The organism is Streptomyces sp. Qhu_M48 (assembly GCF_051305195.1).
GTDB lineage: Bacteria > Actinomycetota > Actinomycetes > Streptomycetales > Streptomycetaceae > Streptomyces.
The window spans coordinates 4,075,233-4,094,815 of sequence record NZ_CP195432.1 but is presented as its reverse complement, the minus strand read 5'-3'; the positions used below and the strand labels follow the sequence as shown (position 1 = coordinate 4,094,815).

The window sequence follows — 19,583 nt, the reverse complement described above, 5'->3', positions numbered from 1 at the left end:
GATCACGCAAAGGGTGGGGAGATCACCTGAGCAGGTTTGGCCACCTGAAGAGCGGCACCTGAGGAGATTCAAAGAGCGCCATCAGTGCCGCCTGGCACCGACGCAGGACCAAGGAGACACGCTCTAGGTCAGAACGACGAGCAAGTCACACAGACCACTACCTTCCGCTGGGATGGCGCACAGCTGGCCGAGCAGCAGGACGATGACGCGACCCTGGTGTGGGACTACGCCGGACTAAACCCCCTGAGCCAGCGTGAAATGAAGGCCGGCGGCACTCAGCAGGAGGTCGATCGCCGGTTCTTCGCGATCGTCACCGACCTCGTGGGCAGCCCCACGGAAATGGTCTCGGCCGACGGGTCCCTGGCCTGGCGAGCCCGCAGCACCGCTTGGGGCTCCACCCAGTGGAACAAGAACAGCACCGCCTATACCCCGCTGCGCTACCCGGGCCAGTACTTCGACCCCGAGACGGGCCTGCACTACAACTTCAACCGCTACTACGACCCCGAAGCGGGCAGGTACCTCTCGCCCGACCCATTGGGCATCGCTCCGTCGATCAACCCCTACGCCTATGTCGCGAACCCGTTCATTCTGGCTGACCCCCTGGGCCTGGCAGCCTGCGAGCCGGATCCGACATGGGCGGGGCAAGTCAGGTGGGTTCGCGACGAGCACGGACGTCCCTATGAGATGCACGCCATCATCACCCGCAACATGCTTGATGAAGGCACACACGCCCGTAACTCGATCATCCCTCCTGGCTACCAGCCGGACAAGGGACAGGCCCGCGGGCACATGCTGGCGCGGCAGCTCGGCGGATCCGGTGATCATGACGACAACCTGTTCACGATCTCCCAGAACCCGACGAACACGCCAGAAATGAGCATGTTCGAGCAGCGTGAGTACGACGCTGTCGCCGGAAACGATGTCGTCCAGTACAGCGTGTACCTGGAGTACGTCAACGATGATCCTGACTCACCCCCCAAGACCATCCAGCTCGAGGCGTTCGGAGCCAAAAAGGACCGGGACGGCAACCTCCTGTTCGATGAGGGGTCCATCCTCAACAACCCTGCTCACGACGAGCCCCGCCCCCGGCGCCGTCCTTAGCCTCCAAGGAATCGGATGACTGCCCTCACAGCACTGACGGCCCTGTGCCCACCTCCCCCTACCGTCCCGCCAGCCCCTGACTGGTCCCGGATCGAGGCTGCACTGGGCATGAACCTGCCCCAGGACTACAAGCAACTCGTCGCCACCTACGGTCCGGGCCAGTTCTGCGACTTCATCACCCTGTACCAGCCTCACGCCCCCAGCGAGTGGGCCGACCTGACCGGGCCCATGCCAGCCCGTCTACGAACGCAGATCGAAGAGGTCCGACAAACTGCCCGACACCCCTGGGCATTGCCGCACCCTCCCGAGGACCTCTTCGCCATGGGAGTCACGGGCAACGGGGACTACCTCTTCTGGGTCACCCAGCCCGCCGGCACCCCGGACGAGTGGACCGTCGCAGTCAACGAAGCCTTGCGCGCCCCCTGGTTCATCTACGACGGGTCCTTGACCGAATTCCTCGTCGCCACTCTCAGCGGAACAACACACATCCCCATGTTCCCCAAGGACCTCCTTGACCGCGGGGCCACCTTCACCGCTTCAGCTCTCCGTAGCAACACACCGGTTGCAGCCGCCCGGCCGTCCGTCAGCACACGCACCATCCGCGACTGGGCCCGCGCCCACGGCTACGACCTGCCTGAACGCGGGCGCATCCCTATCGAGATCATCCAGGCCTGGGAACAGGAGAACTCCAGCAGCGCGTGAAAGGGGCAAACGAGACGTGTGTCGCTCGGTGTAACTTCTGATCAAGAGCATGCGCCAGAGCCCACAACCGGCGCCCCTCCCGCGACAAGCACTCCGACTGCCACGCCGCCATCCAGCGCGATTTCTTCAGCCGGCTGCTCGGCCAGCTCCGCCCGTTACGGCGAACTCGTCACGATCGACGCCAAACAGGCCCGCACCGAGCACACGGCCCTGACGCCCCCAAGGGTCCCTGCGACGGCGTTGCCGAGTGCCTGCTTCCAGGCGGGCAGGGGGCGCGCAGCGTGACGCGCGCAACCGATGTGCCTTTGGGATATGCCAACTCACTGCGCGGCAACACCTTGACGCTCCACCGCGGATACGGGGGTGGCCGTTCGGTACGCCCTGTGCAGACGAGGAGGCGGACCGGGGTGTCCTGGAAGCGTGATGGGTTCGACTCGCACGTGGGTGAGATCGGGGTGCTGCTGGCCGATGGCAGCGAGCCGGGACCGGTCTACATCGACATGGGCAGCAGTGGCCATATCCCCAGCTTCACCGACTGGTGGGTGTACGACGGAACGGTGCGCAGGCCGACGGCGACGACGATGCGAGGCAGGTGCGCATGCGGATGGCGCGGCGAGCGCACCTTCCCGATCGACTGGCAGCAGGTCGACCACGACGACCTCGACGCCTACGACACCTCCGGGCCCGAGCGGGACTGAGAGAGCCACCTGGATGAGGTCGCCGCAAGAGCGGTGCCTCTCCCCGAAGACTTGGCTGGCCTGCTGCGGCAGTTGCGCGAGCGCCTGGACGAGCTCGTCGACGACGATCCGCTCATGGTGGTGAAGGCGGCAGGTGAGCTGGAGGCGACCGTCGCGTTCTTCGGTCCCCTCGCGACCAGGATCGTCACCAGCAGCGAACAGCTCCCTCTCGCTCGGATCGCCGAGGTGCTTGGTATGACCGAGCAGGCCGCCGGCTCCCGCCTGCGGCACTACGAGTACATGGACCTGTGACCACGCGCCTCCTGGCGTACGGGGGCGGGGGCGACCCAGCGTCCGGCCGACGGCGAAGCCGCACGAGTGCCAGGATGCGCGACGAAGCGCAGACAGACATCCCACCGCCATCGGAACGCTCGTCTCGCGTAGTCGAAGGCGACTGAGTCCTCACCGGGACCCGTCAAGGCCCGGTACGCGCTGTCGTTCGTCTGGGTCATCCGCGTCGGCAATCGGCGGACCGGGCGGCTGAGGCCCGCTACGGTGCTCCGGGGTAGTCGTGCCGACTGGTCGTTGGAGCGCCGCCCTGTGTGGCCCCGCACCTCGGTGCGGGGCCACCGTTCTACCGGGGTCCCGGACCCACTCCCGCCGTCGGAACGTGCGACGCGGGGGAGGGGCGTCGAGTCAGGACTCTTAGGTGGACCGGGTGTTAGGGGGCGGGGGTGAAGATGACGGCGGTCTTCGCGCAGTCGCCGTGGGCGAAGACGGCGAGGGCGTCCATCTCGGCGTTGTCGGCGGCCAGATTCCAGCGGAGCTTGGTGCCGACCCATTTGTAGCGGCAGTGCGCGCTGGGGAGCGGCGGCATCCAGTCGCGGGGGTCCTGGTCGGCCTTCTGGCGGTTGGAGCGTGCGGTCACCGCGACGAGGGACGTGCTGGCGTCCTGGTCGTTCGCGTATGCCTCGCGCCGGGCCGGCGTCCAGGCGCTCGCTCCCGAATCCCAGGCCTCGGCGAGGGGCACCATGTGGTCGATGTCGAGTTTGCCAGGGTCGTTGACCTCGACGCCGTCGTAGTAGCTGGTCCATTCCCCGCCGCTCAGCTTGCAGCCGGCAGCGACGGTCGGTGCTTCGACGGCTTCGGCCAGGAGGACTTCGGCGCGGGTGTTACAACCGTCCCCTCGGTCGAGACCCGAGTTCTAGTGCTTGAACTTGTCGCGGGTGTAGCCGGCGCGGGACTCGTCGGCGACGCGGACCTGGTCGAGCGCGGCGGCGAGCTGGAGGACCTCGTCCGCCTGCGCGGGCGCCGGCGCGATGAGGGGGGTGAGGGACAGGGAAAGCGCGGCCAGGTCGCGCAGCATGTTCTTGATCACGCCCGTAGAGATAGCGGCCGCGGGCTGGTGACATGTCGGTGGTCGGTGGCGGATCAGCCGGGCGGGTGAACAAGTTCACCAGGGGAACCGTTCCCTCTTCTCCCGATGGCAGCCGAGTTGGATGCCCCGCATGTCTGGCGTGAGGCGCAGTACAGGGCGGTGACCCGGCAGCTTTGTGGGCGGACCTGGCCCACGCCGTGGCTATGAAGCGAACCCGCCGCTGCAGAACACGTCGTCGTGGGCCAGGGCCTGGGAGCGGCTGTTCTGGTCCGGCCGCACCGACCGCATCACCGAATTCAGCCCCGAGCTGCCGCTACTGCTCGTGGTGATCGACGAGGTGGCGAACTACACCCGACACCCCGACCGCAAGGCCCGCGAACGCTTCGAGGCCGAACTACTGGCCATCGCCAGCCAGGGCGCCAAGTTCGGCATCCGGCTGTGGCTGCTCACCCAAAAGCCCTCCGCCGACGTGCTCACCACCGCCATCCGCACCAACCTGTCCGCCCGGATCTGCCACCGCGTCGACACAGTCGAGGACTTCCTGCACCTCTTCCCCGACGGCCGGGACCTCGACATCACCGCCGCCGACCGCACCATGCCCCAGGGCGTGTCCATCGCCTCCGTCGGCGACATGCGCACCCCCGTCCGGCTGCGCTCGGTCTACCTGCCCACCGAAGCCTGCTGGCAGATCAACGACCTGATGTGCAACGCCGGGCTCAAGGTCCGCGACCTGCCCGACCACGTCGACCTGGACAAGGCCGCGTGACCGCCGCCTCCTGGTCCCGCTTCGCAGTGATCCCCGGCAAGGGCGTGTAGTCGCCAAACCCTCGCCCCTGCCGGGGCCTCCCTCCCATCCATCCACGGCACGCGTGTGTGCCGCAGTGCAGAGAGGTCCCGCCAGCATGCCACCGCACGACTCGACCACCACAATCCCCCGCCCCGAACTCGCCACGGCCGCGCTGCCCACATTCACCGGGTACCGCGACCTGCTCGGCCTTGTACGGCAGCTGTCCTCCCTGGGTGGCTGCGCCCAGCCGATCCGGCTCGAAGGCCAGCGCACCGAGATCGACGCCCTCACAGGCGAGATCCTGCGCGAACTGAAGTCCAAGGAACTTCCCGCCGGACACCTCCTGGTCCGCTGCGGCAACCGCCGCACCACCCGCTGCCCCTCCTGCGCCGAGCTCTACCGCCAGGACACCTACCATCTCATCGCCGCCGGCCTGCGCGGCGGCAAGAGCATCCCCGACCAGGTCGCCACCCACCCCCGCGTCTTCGCCACCCTCACCGCACCCTCGTACGGCCCCGTCCACGGGCGACGCACCAGCGGCTCCGCCCGCTGCCGCTGCGGACGCACCCACGCCAAGGGCGACCCGCTCCTCGGCACCCCGCTCGACCCCGAGCGGTACGACTACACCGGCGCCGTGCTGTGGAACGCCCACGCCCCCGCCCTGTGGGCCCGCTTCATGCTCCACCTACGCCGCACCATCGCCGCCGCAGCCGGTGTTCCACAACGACTGCTCTCCAAGGTCGTCCGGGTCTCGTACGCCAAGGTCGCCGAGTACCAGCAGCGCGGACTGATCCACTTCCACGCCGTGATCCGCCTCGACGGCCCCGCAGGCGCCTACACCCCGCCACCCGCCTGGGCCACACCCGAACTCCTCGCCGATGCCATTCGGATCGCGACCACCCGCGCCCACATCGACGGACCGGAGATCAACGGCGGCACCCGCTCCTTCGCCTTCGGCGAGCAGATCGACACCCGGGTCATCCGGTCCGCCGCCTTCCAGGGCGGGACCACGATTACCGAGGGCAGGGTCGCCGGATACGTCGCCAAGTACGCCACCAAGGGCACCGAAGCCGCGACCGGCACCCTCGACCACCGGCTGAAGAAGATCACAGATCTCTGGTTCGAGTCCGTGCCCGAGCACGCCGCCCGGATGATCCGCACCGCCTGGGCCCTCGGCGCCAGCGACGACCTCAAGCACCTGAACCTGCGCAAGTGGGCCCACATGCTCGGCTTCCGCGGCCACTTCTCCACCAAGACCCGCACCTACTCCACCACCCTCGGCGCCCTCCGGGCCGCCCGAGCCGCCTGGCACCGCCGCCACACCCCTCCGGCCCACCCGACCACCCTCGTCCTCACCCACTGGGCCTACGACGGCACCGGCCTCACCCCCGACCTCGAACGCCTCGCTGCACTCATCGGCGGCGGCCCGACGCGCGAACAGGCGGTGACCACTCGTGCGTGACAACGAACTCCTCACCGTCCCCGAAGCCATGGCCCACCTCAAGATCGGCCGCTCCGCCCTCTACGACCTCCTGCGCACCCGCCGCCTCGCCTCGCTGACCATCGGCCGCGCCCGCCGCATCCCCACCCACGCCCTGGACGACTACGTCCAACGCCACCTGGAAGAGGCCGCCCGATGACCGCCCCCAAGCGCAAGACTGCCCGTGCCAATGGCGAGGGCACCATCTACCAGCGCAAGGACGGGCGCTGGGAAGCCGCTGGCTACGTCCTCGCCGCCGACGGCACCAGCAAACGCGTACGCGTCTACGGCACCACCCGCAAGCAGGCGGCCGACAAACTCGCCGAGAAGATCGCCGATAGCAACCGCGGCCTCCCCGTCGCCACCGCCGACAGCACCGTCGGCGACTACCTGACCTACTGGCTCGGCAGCGTCGCCGTCCACCGGCTCCGCGAGAACACCCACACCCGCTACGCCACCTGCGTCCGCCTCCACCTCATCCCCGGCCTCGGCACCAGGAAGATCGCCCGCCTCACCGCCAAGGACGTCCGCACCTTCCTCGACCGACTCCGCACCACCTGCCAGTGCTGCACACAGGGACTCGACACCAAACGGAAGGAGTGCTGCGCGATCGACGAGTGCTGCCAGAAGCGGCTCTCCCCCTTGACCGTGACCTACGTGCACTCGGTGCTCAAGTCCGTGCTGGAACACGCCGTCCGGGAAGACGAGCTGCCCCGCAACGTCGCCCGGAACGTGAAGCCCACCACGCACCGGCCCAGGCGCTTCCAGCCGCTCACCAGAACGGAGGCCCGCCAGTTCCTCGACGCTGCCCGCGCCGATCGGCTGTACGCACTGTACGAACTCGCTCTGCGCACAGGCCTCCGCAAAGGCGAACTCCTCGGCCTCTGCTGGGAAGACCTCGACCTCAACGCAGGGACGGCCGCCATCCGCCGCTCCCTCCAGCGCACCCGCACCGGCGGCCTCACCCTCCTGCCCACAAAGACCCGGGCATCCGAACGCCGCATCGCCCTCTCCACCGAATGCCTCCACTCCCTCAAGAAGCACAAGGAGCGGCAGGACAGGGAGCGAGGACAGGCCGGGTCGGCCTGGAGCGACAGCGGCCTCGTCTTCACCACACCGACTGGACTGCCTCTTGACCCGGCCAACCTCACCCGCCGCTTCCGCAGCTTCCTCGACCGGGCCGGGCTCCGCCGCATCCGCTTCCACGACCTCCGCCACTCGACCGCCACCCTCCTCTTGGAGCAGGGCGTCGACCTCGTCGTAATCAAGGAACTTCTGGGCCACGCCCACATCGGCGTCACCGCCGGCGTCTACGCCCACGTCCGACTCCAACTCCAACGGGACGCCATCGACGCCCTGGGCCACGCTCTCGGCGGCCAGGACGACGACCCCGACGACCCACCAGCCGCAGCCGTCGTCCGCTGACGTTGCCGTCAGCGTTGCCGTCAGAATGCTATGAAGTCCTCCCCGGGCCGTTCCGGGGAGGACTTCATGCACGTTCAGCTTCGATCCGAGGAAAGCGCCCCTGAATCAGCCTTCATCGAGAAGGCCGATAGCCTCTGGAAGCCCCAGAATTGCCCTCTTACGCTCCGGGTTCTCTTCTAGTTCGGCGCACTCAAGAATCAGGGAAGTAACTTCCCTGCGCCCCTCTTCCGAGAGATCACGGAACAGGGCAGCTGCAGGTTCAAGAATGTCCGTTGCGATATCCGGATCAATGTCTTCGTCGTCCGTCAAGTCGATCGAGACGACGACGCTTACGAATGCGCGAACCAGGACCTTGTTAACGTCCATCAGGGTACGACCCTCACTCGAATGTTGGTGATCAGGAGGTTGCCGAGGACCCTTCGGGCCCGCACAGCCTCGGCTTCAGTGGGAACTTCCCACCGGCCCGTATAACCGTTCTGCTCAAGCGCCAGAGATTGATTCGTGGCCTGCCGGTATGTCTTGTTGAAGGTCGTGACGCTTACCTTTCGGTCGATCATCACTCCATTGGCCGCATCAAACCCGTCAAACTTGATCTGGGATAGGCTATTCCCGCCAGCCTTGTAGTACTGAAGCGCCGGAGCTACACCAGCCCTGGAGCCCGCTGCCCCAGCATCATAAGCGCGCGCCGCGGAACTCATGTTGGCGTTCTCATTGACCCAACTGACGTCGCCATCGCAGTTGTGAACCAGGACCGGCGTCGCCCCCGCCAGCACATAGTACGTGTGGATGTCATCGATCGACAGGTCGTACGTGCGCTGCTGCTTGATGTAGCGAGTGACCTGGGTTATCTGGACATGCGTCCCCGAGCTGGTGCGCAGGAGCTGGCCGGCCTTGAGGTTCCCAGCCTCGACCCACTCACGAAGGTCCGGCACCCAGAAGGGGTGGGTGTCCGTTGCGATGATTTCGGAGAGTTGCCCGTTGACGGAGATGGTGAGGCTTGTGAAACTCTTGTCGTCTTCGGTGCGGATTACCTCGGCAACGCGCTTCTTGTAACTTCTTCCGGTGCCAGGATCGGTGGCGATGACGACATCGCCGACCTTTACATCCTTGAGCTTCTTCCGGCTTCCATCCCCCATGAGGACCTTGGTGTCGGGGAGGAAGCTGTGATTGCAATCGGTTGACTTGGACTTTGGCTTCTGGCGGGGCGCCCGCCATTTCGCTGCCGAGCCGTCCAGGCCGTACTCTTGGGCCTGCTTAGTGTAGCGCTCCTCATGTAGGTCGTCTGCGCATTCGACGCCTTTTGAATGGCAGGCAGTGAAATGCGCGCTTATTTTCAGGGATGACTCATTGTACCTATCGCTATCGACCGTAAAGTTGACTGCGCTAAGGCTCTTGTGGTATATCTGCAGATATTTCGCGAGGCCCTTTGTCGGGGCAGGGAGGGGCTCGCTTCCCAGGCCGTGCTTCAAGTACATGGTGTCGTTGAGCGAGGGCCCGGGGAGGTATCCCACGTACTCGCCGAGGGCGAACTTCCCTCCGGATGTCACCGTTACGTTGGTGCCGTTGGTGCGATGGTAGTCGTCTTCGTCTCGCGCGTTTCCGCCGGAGGCCATGGGGGCGAGGCCGGTGGGGTCACTCTTTGAGACGGGGTTGTTATTGGCGTAGGTGTACCCGTTCATCTGGAGCGGGTCGGCGAGGTCGATGAGGGGGTCGGCGGAGAGGAAGCGGCCGGTTTTCTGGTCGTATTCTCGGGCGCCGATGTGGGTGAGGCCGGTTGCGGTGTCGTCGATGCCTACGCCGAGGTAGCTGCGCTTGTTCGGCCAGGTAGTCGGCTTCGGGCCGCGGAGTTCGCCGTAGGGCTTGAAGCTGCGGCGGGTGACCGGCTGGCCGGTGGACAGCTCGACCGTGGTGTTGGCCGTGCCGAGGTGGTCGGCGATCAGGGCGCTGAGCGTGTGGCCTGTGGTGGTGCCGTTGGTGGTGCGTACGACGGTGGGGGCGCCTGTTTGGCCGTAGGAGCGGGACGCCCGGGTGATCAGGCCGACCTTGTCGGTGGTCAGTTCCGTTTCGCCGAGGTAGAGGGTGCTGCCTGTGGGGGAGTTCTCCAGGAGGCGGTTGCCTGCGGCGTCGTAGACGTAGGTCGTCTTCGTGGCCGTGGTGCCTGTGCCTACGGTGTTCGACTCGAGCTTCTGCTCGGACGTCCACATGAGGTTCTGGTCCAGGGCGTCACCGGGGAAGCCGCGTGTTCGGGTCGTGCCCGTGGAGTTGTAGGTGTACGTGCTGCTGTTGGCGGTGTCTGCGGAAGCGACGGAGGCCAGTGTGTGGGGCTGGGTTGCTAGGTAGTTGTAGGTGTAGCTGGTGTTGTTGGCGGTGTTGCCGGCCGGGTCGTGGTCGGTGTGGGTGGCGCGGTTGCCGAGCCAGTCGTAGGTGAAGGACTGGCGGTAGGCGGTCGTGCCGGTGGCGACGGTGCCGGCGAAGGGTGCCGTGCCGGTGAGGTTGGCGGGCGCTGCGGTGCCGGCCTCGTGGGAGGCGTCCGCGACCGGTCCGCTGGAGGCGGCACCGTCGAATCGGTGGCCCCATGTGGCTCCGGACGCCGACTTGCAGCCGGTGCCGCCCACCGCTCCTTGCGTCACGGACGGCGGTGTGATGGAGGACGTCCAGGCGTTGACCAGCTGGCCCATGGCGTCGTAGGTGAAGCACTGGTTGTCCCAGGTCCTCACGGACCCGTCGGCCAGCTCCCGGGCGCTGGCGGTGATCATTCCCGACGTGTCGTAGGCGTACCGTGCGTCGGCGATGCGGTGGTAGTTGGTCGCTTCCCGGTCGCTGACGGTGCGCTGGAGGCGGCCGGTGTGTTCGTCGATGAAGTTGGTGGTCCAGACCCGGTAGGGCTGGGCGCCGGAGACGGTGCGGAGGACTTCGCCGTAGGGTGAGTAGGTGACGTCGGTGGTGTACCAGCTGTGGCCGGAGGTCGACTCGGGAAGGCCGTCCTCGGTGTAGCGGGTGATGACCTTCTCGCTGTTCAGAGCCCCCTTCGCGGGGAGCGTGACCGACAGCGGCTTTCCTGTGGGCGTGTACGTGTACGCGTAGGAGTAGGTGCCCGACAGGCCCGTGGTCATGGTGTTCTGCGGGATGACCGTCTCGCGCCCGGTCGGCCGGTACTCGGTGTCGTATCCCGTCACTCGGTCGATGTACTCGCCGGCGCTGGTGACCCGCTTCGACTCCCAGGGCAGGCCGAGTGCCCCGGTCATGTCGTAGGTGAACCTCTTGATCTGCGGTGCGGTCGTCGGCCCGCCGTTCACCTCGGTGATGCGGCCGAGGGTGTCGTAGGTCGTCTTGGTCGACTGCTGGAGGTGGTCCTTCACCTCCACCGGGCGGTCGGCTTGGTCGTAGTGCGTCTCGGTGGTGCCGGTGTCGGGGTCGGTGGAGGAGGTCACCCGGCCCCGGGCGTCGTAGATGTACGTCCAGGCGTTGCCGGCCGGGTCGGTGACGGAGGTGCGGTTGCCGCGCCGGTCGTAGCCGTATGTGGTCGTGCGGTAGGGACCGCTGCTGGCGAGGGTGGTGTAGTGGCGGATGTCGGTGACACGGCCGAGGGCATCAGAGGTGGTCGTCGTCTTCGGCACGGTGGAGCCGGGCGGCTCCACGGTGACGCTGTTGTCGCCGTAGCCGGTGTACGAGGAGTACTTGGCGGTAGCGCCGTGGAAGGTGGTCTGGCGCGTGGCGCGTCCCAGGCCGTCGTAGACGGTCTTGACCCGGCTGGGTATGAGGGAGGCGGACTTGACCTCGAAGGCCTTGGTCTCGGGGTTGCCCTTGGCAAGGTATCCACTGGTCTGCTCTTCGGGCAGGCCCTGATCGTTGTACTTGGTGTCGCTGATGATCCGCCCGGGGCCGACGGCCTCGGACTGGGTCTGGATCTGGCGCATCAGCCCGTCGTAGACCGTGACCTGGGTGGCGTACGTGCCGTCGTCCTTGAGTGACTTGACGGTGACCGCTGCCGGGCTGGTCTCGGTGGCAGTGGCGACGGCCGGCTGGTAGCCGATCTCGACGTTGGGATTCTGGACGCCAGAGGAACGGGAGGCGGACCAGCCCTTGACCAGGCGGCCGAACGCGTCGTACTGGGTGCGGGTGACTCGATCGTTGGGGTCGGTCACCGTCAGGGGCAACGCTCGGCCGGGGTCGAAGGTCGTGGTGGTCGCGTGGACCTTGCTGTTGACCGTCTTGCTGGTCTTGACGGTCGTGACGGGGCCACCCCCGTCACCGGGGGTGTACTCGGTCTCGGTCGTGCCGGAGCCCGGTGCGGTGACCGTGCGGATGCGGCCCAGGGGGTCGTAGGTCGTGGTCGTGGTGACCGAGTGGGAGGTTCCGGTTGCGTCGATCTCGGAGACCTTGGTGGGCAAGCCCTTGGTGAGGGCGCCGCCGTCGTAGGTGATCTCCACCGAGCTCTTCAGCTCCGTGGCGGGAATGGCCGTATCGACGCTCGTGCAGGGGGTGGCGGTGGTGCGCTTGGTCTTGGTCAGGCCGATGAGCCAGTCCGACGTGCTGTTGATGTACACGGTCTTGGTGCAGGTCTGCTCGGAGAGGTTCTCGCCGCCGGTGCCGTTGGGCTTGACGACCGCGGTCTCCACCTTGGTCGGCAGGCCGTATTCGTCTCGAGCCAGAGTGGCCGTCCGCACTGCCTGCCAGCTGGTGCCGATCGTCTGTATGGCGTCGGTCTGCTTGACGGCGATTCTGTGAGCGACGAGTGGTCCGGGGTCGCTGCCGTCCTCGGCCTCGCGGCTTCGCGAAGCGGTCGGTGTGGACTCCGGAACGCTCAGGGTGCGGCTGACGACCTTCGGCATGCCGCCGGCCGGCCTGTCGGAGTTGAGATAGCTGATGGTCTCCGAGGTCATGCCCGCGTACTGCCGCTCGTTGGCCACGGGCAGGGCCTTGCCCGTGGAGTCCTTGATCTCGCCGCCGATTCCCTGGAAGTAGCGGGCCTCGGAGAACGACTGCGACTGCGGGGTGTACCACGTGCCGTCGCCGACACTGCTGCCCTTGGTGACGGTGACCCTGCCGTAGCCGCGCCAGTCGCTGTACGTGCGCAATGCCGGTCGGGTGAATTCGTCGTTGCTCTTCGCCCATGCCGGTCCGTAGTACCGGTACTTGGTGTAGATGGGCTTGCTGAACGGCGAGGTGACCTTGTCGGTTTCGGTGACCGAGTCGACGACGTACTTGTTGAACCACGCCTTGGCCGGTGTCTTCTCTTCACCGTCAGGGGACCAGCGCACCGGGTAGCAGTACGTGTTGGCCTGCCCCTTGTCCTCGGCCGGTTCGGTCGCGCAGCCTCCCGTGTACTCGACTTCGATGCTGCCACCGGTTTCGGTCGCCACCGTGCCGATGCGGGGGCGCGTGAACGGGGGTCGCTTGTCGGTTGAGCCGGTGGGAACGAGATTGCGGAGCTGTTGGTCCTTGAGCCGGCCGCGCAGTGGGGAGGTGGTTCCCACGGTGTACTTGGCGAAGCTGACGCCGTCCTTGGACTGCCTGGTGCCTGTGGTGTCACCGGGGCCGAAGCCGGTCCGGGTGATGGAGTTGAGCCACAGGCCCGGGGAGGAGTCGTACCAGTCCTCGGGGAACGACTGGTACAGGTTCCAGGTGTCGACCTTGCCCAGGCCCGTCTGACCGGCCCGTGCCGCCCATGTCGTCACCGCGCCCAGACGCATCTGGGTCCAGAACGACGGGAATGCGGGGCAGAGGCTCGAGGTGGACTTGCAGTTCAGAGAGCCCGGGGTGTCCCACCACGCGCGGTAGGCGCCGGCGTCGCCCGTCTTGTCGAAGTTGGCGGGGGTACAGACCGCGTCGGACTTGAGGCAGCGCTGCTGGACGCCGAACTCGACCTTCGCGGCCGGATTGGTCAGTGTGCCCGCGCGCATCCCGTACTCGATGCTCGTCGGGAATGCGAACCGGTCGTACTCTTCCGGGGTCTTCCGCTTCTCGCGGACCGCGTAGTGGTTCTTCTCCTGCTTCCAGTTGATGACCATCACGTTGCCGTGGACGTCGACGACCTTGTCGAGGCCCCAGCGCCACGCCTGCTTGCTCGTCCCGCACCGGGAGTTCGCGAACGCCTCCTGGTGACAGGGTTCGCCCGGGTGGTTGCCGAAGACGGGAACGGTCGACACCGAGTTCGTGTTGGCGTGGCCGCCGTCGACCTTGTTCTGGCCGAAGTAGTACTCGGTTCCGTCGGTCGTGGTGACGACCCAGTACTCGCCGTTGTTGTCGCCGTTCGTGCCGCCCGTGTGGCGGCGGATCCGGGTGCCGTCGTCGCTCTGAGAGCGGTACGTCTCGGTGCCGGTCTCGGCATTGGTGGTCGACGCGTCGTCGCGCACCAGCTCAGTGGTCTTGCCGCCGAGAGACATCACGGCGTTGTAGGACACCCAGCACAGGTCGCTGGTCTTGTCGGCCTTGGCGGTGTTGTTGGGTACGCCGGCCTTGAGAGTCTTGGTGTCGTCCTTGCAGGCGCGGTAGCGGCGCTCGATGTGGCCGGGGTCGTAGTCCCAGCCTTCGCCGATCCACGAGGCCTGAGGGGAGGAGACCGACGTCTTTCCGTCCACCGTCTGCGAGCTGTAATTGAACGACACGTTGGGGGCGGGCCCGGCCGGTGCGGGCGGGATGACCAGGGGGTAGCTCCAGGTGAAGGCACCGGAGGAGCCTCCCGCCGACCACTTGCCGCTCGAGGCCAACGGGGTCGCCTTGAATGAGCCGCCGTTTCCGGCACCGGAGTCGACGGCGCCGACGACGGCCTTGTCACCACCGGTCGCCGTGGGCGTCGCGGTGGTGTAGGCCGCCTGCATCATCGCGGGCCCGGAGTAGGACGTGCCGCCGGTGAAGGATGCGGGCGTCGTCGTGCCGTCGGCTGCCGTGTCGACGGTCGCGGTGATCGAGTCGGTGCCGGCGTCGTTAGCCGTTTCCAGCTCCGTGTACGCCTGGCACGCCTCTTCGAGCGGCGTGGTCAGGTAGCACTCGGGGAACTGGACGAGGCTCAGACGGGAGGACCAGTCGGCGCCATAGAGATTCTCGAACGAGCTGTAGTCCAGCTGCACCTTGATGGGCACGGACCCGGTGGTGGGCGCCTCGACGGTCACGAGTGTGCCGACCGTCAACGCGCGGTCCATACCGGCGTCGATCTCTCTGGTCCGGTCGATGACCGTGGCGGCCCAGGTCCCCGTGGGCATGGGCTGTCCGTCGGCCTGGCCGAGCTTGACCGGGACGCCTGGAACCGGCTTCGGTTCAGCAGTCGTATCGGCAGTCGTCTCCGTCATGAGAGCTGCACTGAGGACGGTACCGAAGGAAACAGTGCCCGTGTTCGCCGGCGGCGGGGTCGTGGTCCCGGTAGGGGCCTGCTGGAGATCTGCCGGAACCTCTTCCTTGAGCGTCTCGAGGTCCTTCTCGAGCGTCTCGCCCTCGACCGGCTTCTCCGTCTCGATGGCTTCGAGGTCGAGCGGCACGGTTTCGAGGGATTCCCGGCCGGTCTCGGCCGTCGCTGGGTCGGGTGGCAAGGCGAGTGACTGGGCAGGCAGCAGACCCACCAGCAGGGCTGCGCCCAGGGCGGGTATGACAGTTCGCCGCACGCGACGGCGTGCAGGCGGGATTCGACCGAACAAGGTGGGGTCCCCCCGGACCACTTGGAGCGGGACCGGAGCGGACCGCAGGTGATGACACTTCAGATTGGGAGATTCTGCGGGCGTGTCGTGAAGGAACGCCAGGGCGTGACTGCTCTACGTGATTAATGTCACGGAGCGTAACGATGTAGTCCCGCACAGAGAAGGGTTAAGCGGTTCCTTCCCCAGCAGATGAGAGGGCAACCCACTAAGCCCGGCAAACAGCATGATTAATACATCTACCCCTGAAGTGTCTTGCGCTGACGACTGTTCACCCCGGTTTACGCCTAATTGTTCCCCTCGGGATATCCCTTCTCAGGGCTTATGGGCGTCGCTCGCTCCCGGGGCCTGCGTTCGCGACCTGCTGACAGCGATCCCTGCCCCGGCGACGCGCAGGGTGACTGCGCGAGATTGATGGGTCATCATCGGCTCGCCCAGTCATGCCCTTGCGGGAAGGTGCTCCGCCGCGGACTCACTCATCCACACGTCATGGCCGGCTCAGTGGTTTCAGCCGGTGCCGTGAGTGCCCGGGTGCCGAGAAGGAGTCCACACCGAATGAGACAGACATGGCGTCGGCTGCCCGGTCGGCGGGTGAGTGCCGTGGTGGTTGCCGCCGCGCTCGCCGCAGGCGGTATCACCTACGCGGGCTTCGAGGCCGCGACCTCCGAAGACGCCTCCCCGGCACCCGCCGCCGGCAAGAACGACAAGACCCGGCAGCAGCAAGCCAAGACGGTCACGCAGGACGTCGCGTCCGCGCAGGCCCGCAAGAGCGGCAAGCAGGTCGAGGTGACGGCGCTGCGGACCGCTCGCTCGACCACATGGGCCCGCCCCGACGGGCTCATGACGAAGAAGCTGTACGCCTCCCCGATATGGGCGAAGGTCGGCCAGGAGTGGAAGCCGGTCGACACCACCTTGCGCCGGACGGACGAAGGCTGGGAACCCAAGGCGACCAACACTCGGGTGACGTTCTCCGCAGGCGCCAAGGACGGCTCCTCCGGGCGCGCTTCGCGCACGAACGTCCGGCGCGTTTCGCTCCTGCCGGCGGCTGCTGCGGATGAGGTGGCGAGCCCTCTGGTCACCCTGACGGTGGGCGACACCCAAACCCACCAGATCCAGCTGACCTGGCCGGGCCCGGTGCCCACGCCCATCATCGACGGATCGCGGGCGCTGTATCCGGAGATATTCCCGGGCGCGGATCTGGTCCTTACTGCCGACGACGACGGGTTCGCGCAGCTGATCGTGCTGAAGAACCGTCAGGCCGCTGCCGACCCGCGGGTCGCGCAGCTGTCCTACGGACTCTCCTCGCCCACGCTGACCTTCCGCCTCGACCCGACATCGGGCATCGTCGCGGCGGAGAACTCGGACGGGGACGAGGTCGCGCTGTCGCCGACCCCGCTCATGTGGGACAACAGCGGTGCTCCCGCTGTCACCGACGGCGAGCTGGGTGCCTCGTCCCAGCCGACCGCGTCCGAGGCGCCGCAGCCGGCGATCAGCACGAGCTCGGCGCCTGCGCCTAGCCCCAGCATGACCGAGGACCTGGCCAACGACCAGGTCGACCCCGAGGGCGAAGTGCTGCCCGCGGCGACCGACGAGGCGGCCCCCGCGCTGACCGATCCGCCGCTTCCCTCAGCCCCGGCCGAGCCCACGCCGGCGCCGTCCCAGTCCGGCGCGGCCGCCACATTGAGCCTGCCCCTGCTCAACGGGCCGTCCCCCGAGTCCCACGGTGAAGTGGTCGAGGCCGAGCTGTCCGGTGGGAACTGGCTGCTGACTCCTCACCAGGACTTCCTCAACGACCCGACCACGGTCTACCCGGTCTTCATCGACCCCACCGTCAAGAAGCACACCCAGGACTGGACCACCGCCTACAGCCGCCACCCCAACGCCACCTTCTTCAACGGCAAGGATTTCAACCAGGGCGGCACGCACGAAGCCCGCGTCGGGTTCGAGTCCGACACCTGGGGCACCTCCCGCTCGTACTTCAACATCGCCTTCGACAAGAACCTCCAGGGCGCCAAGATCCAGAAGGCCACCCTGCGCGTGCTGGAGACCTACTCCTGGTCGTGCAGCGCCCGGTCCATGAGCGTCCACCACACCGGACCGATCAACGGACGCACCAACTGGAAGAACGCCCCCGCCCTCACCGACGGCAACCTGGCGGCACCGGTCAGGAGCTTCGCGCACGGATACAAGTCGGGCTGCCGCGACGCCTACGAGACCTTCGACGTGACCTCGGTTTCGCAAATCACGGCGAACAAGGGCAAGAGCACCATCACGTTCGGGATGCGCGCCCGGGACGAGAAGTCCCAGTACGCCTGGAAGAAGTTCCAGGCGAACGGCGAGAGCGCACCCGTCCTCACGCTGATCTACAACCGGCCGCCGAGCAAGCCGACCAACCTCGACCTCGGCCCCGACTTCAAATGCACCACCGTGCCCCCGTACGTCAGGGTGGGTTCGGAGTCCATCAACTTCACCGCCAGGTCCACCGACAAGGACGACAACCTCGACCTCCTCGACTTCACCATGTGGCCGACCAACAAGTGGTCCACCACCGGCGACATGCTCAAGTCCACCGGAACGGTCTCCGTGGGCGGCGACACCAGCGCGGCCCTGCGCACCACGCCCAGCTTCTCCACCAGCGGCATGGTCAACGACACCATGTACTCGTGGTCGGTCCGCGCCATCGACGATGCCGGCGCCACCTCGGCGTACGCGCCGGGCACGGTTCCCTGCCGCTTCATCTTCGACAACGCCAAGCCCAAGGCGCCGCGCGTCCGCTCCACGGACTTCCCCAACGCTGACGGTGGTGACAACGCCTTCGGCAACGAAGCCGAGGACGCCGACAACTGGTCCACCAAGAAGTTCGGCACCGCGGGCACCTTCTACTTCCGGGCTCTGAACCCCGACGTCAAGCGGTATGAGTACGGCTTCAACGCCAACAGTTACCCCTACTCCTTGGCCCGGACAGCCGGCGCCCCCATCACGGTGGAGGCAATGCTCTCCGGCGCCAAGCCTCCGGCCGCCGGCCCCAACGTGCTCTACGTCAGAGCCGTCGACGGCGCGGACCACGTCTCCGAACCCACGAAGTACTTCTTCTACGTGACCCCCCGGGATCAGGCCGACACGGCAGGCGACTTCACTGGCGACAAGCACCCCGACCTGCTGGCGATCACCTCAGGCGGCAACCTCCGCCTCTACCCCTCACACGCCGACAGAACAGACGTGAACTACCTCAAGGGCAACGGAGACCTCGACTACTCCATGTCCGGTGCGTACCGCGAAAACCCTGCCAAGGACCCCAACGGCGGTGACACGGAAGAAGCGTTCATCGCCCCGGTCTCCGGCTACTTCTCCGGCGCGCTGATCACCCACAACGGCGACTTCTACGGCGGCGACGGCCTGCAAGACCTCATCGCGGGCGTCGGCGGAAAGCTGTGGGTCTATCCCGGCGACGGCTACGGCGCCGTGAACACCACCAAGCGCCGCGAACTCCTCCTCCCGCCCAACGCACCCACCAACACCTCCTTCACGTACACCCAACTCCTTGCCACAGGTGACGTCACCGGAGACGGGCGCCCTGAACTGTTCGCCACCGTCGGCGACCAGCTCTGGGTTTTCATCGGCTACAACGGCGCCTCCTTCACCGAAGCCCGCATGCTGACCAGCTCACCCTGGGCCAGCCGCGACCTGGTCATGGTCGCCGACTTTGGCGGCGACGGCGTACCCGACCTGCTCTTCCGCACCGACGAAACCGGGCGCGGCCTGCTCCTGCGACACGGGAAGCCCGGCACGGGAGGCGGCGTCGACCTGAACTCGCTGGCAACGGCCGCCGACTCCAAGACCGGCCGGGACGAGACGTACGGAACCGGAGGCTGGGACAAGGCATCCATGCCCAAGATCATGGGAACCCCCGATGCCCATGGCGACAGCGAAGGCATCCCAGACATCTGGGCAGTCGCATCCGACGGATACCTCTACTTCTACGCCGGCGGCCGCACCGAACACGGATCCCGCTTCGCCGCCAGCGGCGTCGGCTGGGGCAGCAACCGCGCCATCGGCTGATCACAAGCTGGGGCACGGCCCGTCACAGAGTCCGGGAGCTGCCTGTAGCTCATGCAGGCAGCTCCCGCGTCGTCGAGCCACCCCGATACGTACATCCCAGAAGACCACATCAAGTGGCTCCGCAGGGTGAGCGGTCTCCCCGCTGCGGGGCACGCGTGGGTGGAGGACACCACTCGCGCCGCGTGGACACTGGTCACCAGGTACAGCCAGCCCCGCTGGCGTCGTGGTGTTCGCCATGGCACCCCCGGGGAGCATTGGCTGTCGACCTCGTAGCTTGCGCTGTACACGGGTGGGCTCCGAACCGCTCTCATTGCCCCGGCCCCGATCAGGGCCGGGGCACTGCTGT

General features: G+C 67.0%; 11 protein-coding genes and 1 pseudogene. 9 read left to right on the top strand and 3 right to left on the bottom strand.

From position 1 onward, the window contains the following. Window positions 1-84 precede the first annotated feature (84 nt). The 4 genes from ACRRSS_RS18715 (at window position 85) to ACRRSS_RS18700 (ending at window position 2,792) form a co-directional block, all read left to right on the top strand. Complete coding sequence (locus tag ACRRSS_RS18715; RefSeq protein ID WP_435972257.1) at window positions 85-1,101, top strand: RHS repeat-associated core domain-containing protein; 1,017 nt, start codon at window positions 85-87, stop codon at window positions 1,099-1,101. A gap of 15 nt (window positions 1,102-1,116) precedes the next feature. Then, the gene (locus tag ACRRSS_RS18710; RefSeq protein WP_435972256.1) at window positions 1,117-1,803 is read left to right on the top strand and encodes an Lsr2 family DNA-binding protein; all 687 of its coding nucleotides are present in this window, start codon (window positions 1,117-1,119) and stop codon (window positions 1,801-1,803) included. Between the two features lie 407 nt (window positions 1,804-2,210). Beyond that, window positions 2,211-2,501 (top strand): hypothetical protein, encoded by a 291-nt coding sequence (locus ACRRSS_RS18705; protein ID WP_435972255.1) that lies wholly within the window; start codon window positions 2,211-2,213, stop codon window positions 2,499-2,501. Window positions 2,502-2,534: 33 nt separating this feature from the next. Further along, window positions 2,535-2,792 carry a hypothetical protein gene (locus tag ACRRSS_RS18700; protein WP_435972254.1) on the top strand — a complete coding sequence of 86 codons (258 nt, stop codon included), beginning with the start codon at window positions 2,535-2,537 and terminating at the stop codon, window positions 2,790-2,792. A 409-nt stretch (window positions 2,793-3,201) separates the two neighbouring features. Here ACRRSS_RS18700 and ACRRSS_RS18695 read toward each other — a convergent pair. Beyond that, window positions 3,202-3,858, bottom strand: a pseudogene (locus ACRRSS_RS18695) (HNH endonuclease family protein). 175 nt (window positions 3,859-4,033) lie between these two features. Between ACRRSS_RS18695 and ACRRSS_RS18690 the strand changes: the two are divergent. The 4 genes from ACRRSS_RS18690 (at window position 4,034) to ACRRSS_RS18675 (ending at window position 7,550) form a co-directional block, all read left to right on the top strand. Next, entirely contained in the window at window positions 4,034-4,624 is a 591-nt protein-coding gene (locus ACRRSS_RS18690; RefSeq protein WP_435972253.1) for a hypothetical protein, read from the top strand. A gap of 136 nt (window positions 4,625-4,760) precedes the next feature. Continuing rightward, window positions 4,761-6,107, top strand: a complete 1,347-nt coding sequence (locus ACRRSS_RS18685; protein ID WP_435972252.1) for a replication initiator — start codon at window positions 4,761-4,763, stop codon at window positions 6,105-6,107. Then, on the top strand, window positions 6,100-6,285 hold the full coding sequence (locus ACRRSS_RS18680) for a helix-turn-helix domain-containing protein (RefSeq protein ID WP_435972251.1): 186 nt from the start codon (window positions 6,100-6,102) through the stop codon (window positions 6,283-6,285). The genes ACRRSS_RS18685 and ACRRSS_RS18680 overlap by 8 nt, the downstream gene beginning before the upstream one ends. After that, entirely contained in the window at window positions 6,282-7,550 is a 1,269-nt protein-coding gene (locus tag ACRRSS_RS18675) for a tyrosine-type recombinase/integrase (RefSeq protein ID WP_435972250.1), read from the top strand. Before ACRRSS_RS18680 ends, ACRRSS_RS18675 begins: the two co-directional genes overlap by 4 nt. A gap of 105 nt (window positions 7,551-7,655) precedes the next feature. Here the strand turns inward: ACRRSS_RS18675 and ACRRSS_RS18670 are convergent, their stop codons facing one another. Together ACRRSS_RS18670 and ACRRSS_RS18665 are read right to left on the bottom strand one after the other, a co-directional pair. Then, window positions 7,656-7,916, bottom strand: a complete 261-nt coding sequence (locus tag ACRRSS_RS18670) for a hypothetical protein (RefSeq protein ID WP_435972249.1) — start codon at window positions 7,914-7,916, stop codon at window positions 7,656-7,658. Then, entirely contained in the window at window positions 7,916-14,839 is a 6,924-nt protein-coding gene (locus ACRRSS_RS18665; RefSeq protein ID WP_435975371.1) for a polymorphic toxin-type HINT domain-containing protein, read from the bottom strand. The genes ACRRSS_RS18670 and ACRRSS_RS18665 overlap by 1 nt, the downstream gene beginning before the upstream one ends. A gap of 894 nt (window positions 14,840-15,733) precedes the next feature. Between ACRRSS_RS18665 and ACRRSS_RS18660 the strand changes: the two genes are divergently transcribed. After that, window positions 15,734-19,237 (top strand): DNRLRE domain-containing protein, encoded by a 3,504-nt coding sequence (locus ACRRSS_RS18660; protein ID WP_435972248.1) that lies wholly within the window; start codon window positions 15,734-15,736, stop codon window positions 19,235-19,237. Window positions 19,238-19,583: the final 346 nt, after the last annotated feature.

Coding starts and splice junctions, on each gene's coding strand:
- ACRRSS_RS18660 (WP_435972248.1), top strand. CDS start 15,734: ATGAGACAGACATGGCGTCGGCTGCCCGGTCGGCGGGTGAGTGCCGTG.
- ACRRSS_RS18665 (WP_435975371.1), bottom strand. CDS start 14,839: ATGACGGAGACGACTGCCGATACGACTGCTGAACCGAAGCCGGTTCCA.
- ACRRSS_RS18710 (WP_435972256.1), top strand. CDS start 1,117: ATGACTGCCCTCACAGCACTGACGGCCCTGTGCCCACCTCCCCCTACC.
- ACRRSS_RS18675 (WP_435972250.1), top strand. CDS start 6,282: ATGACCGCCCCCAAGCGCAAGACTGCCCGTGCCAATGGCGAGGGCACC.
- ACRRSS_RS18670 (WP_435972249.1), bottom strand. CDS start 7,916: ATGGACGTTAACAAGGTCCTGGTTCGCGCATTCGTAAGCGTCGTCGTC.
- ACRRSS_RS18685 (WP_435972252.1), top strand. CDS start 4,761: ATGCCACCGCACGACTCGACCACCACAATCCCCCGCCCCGAACTCGCC.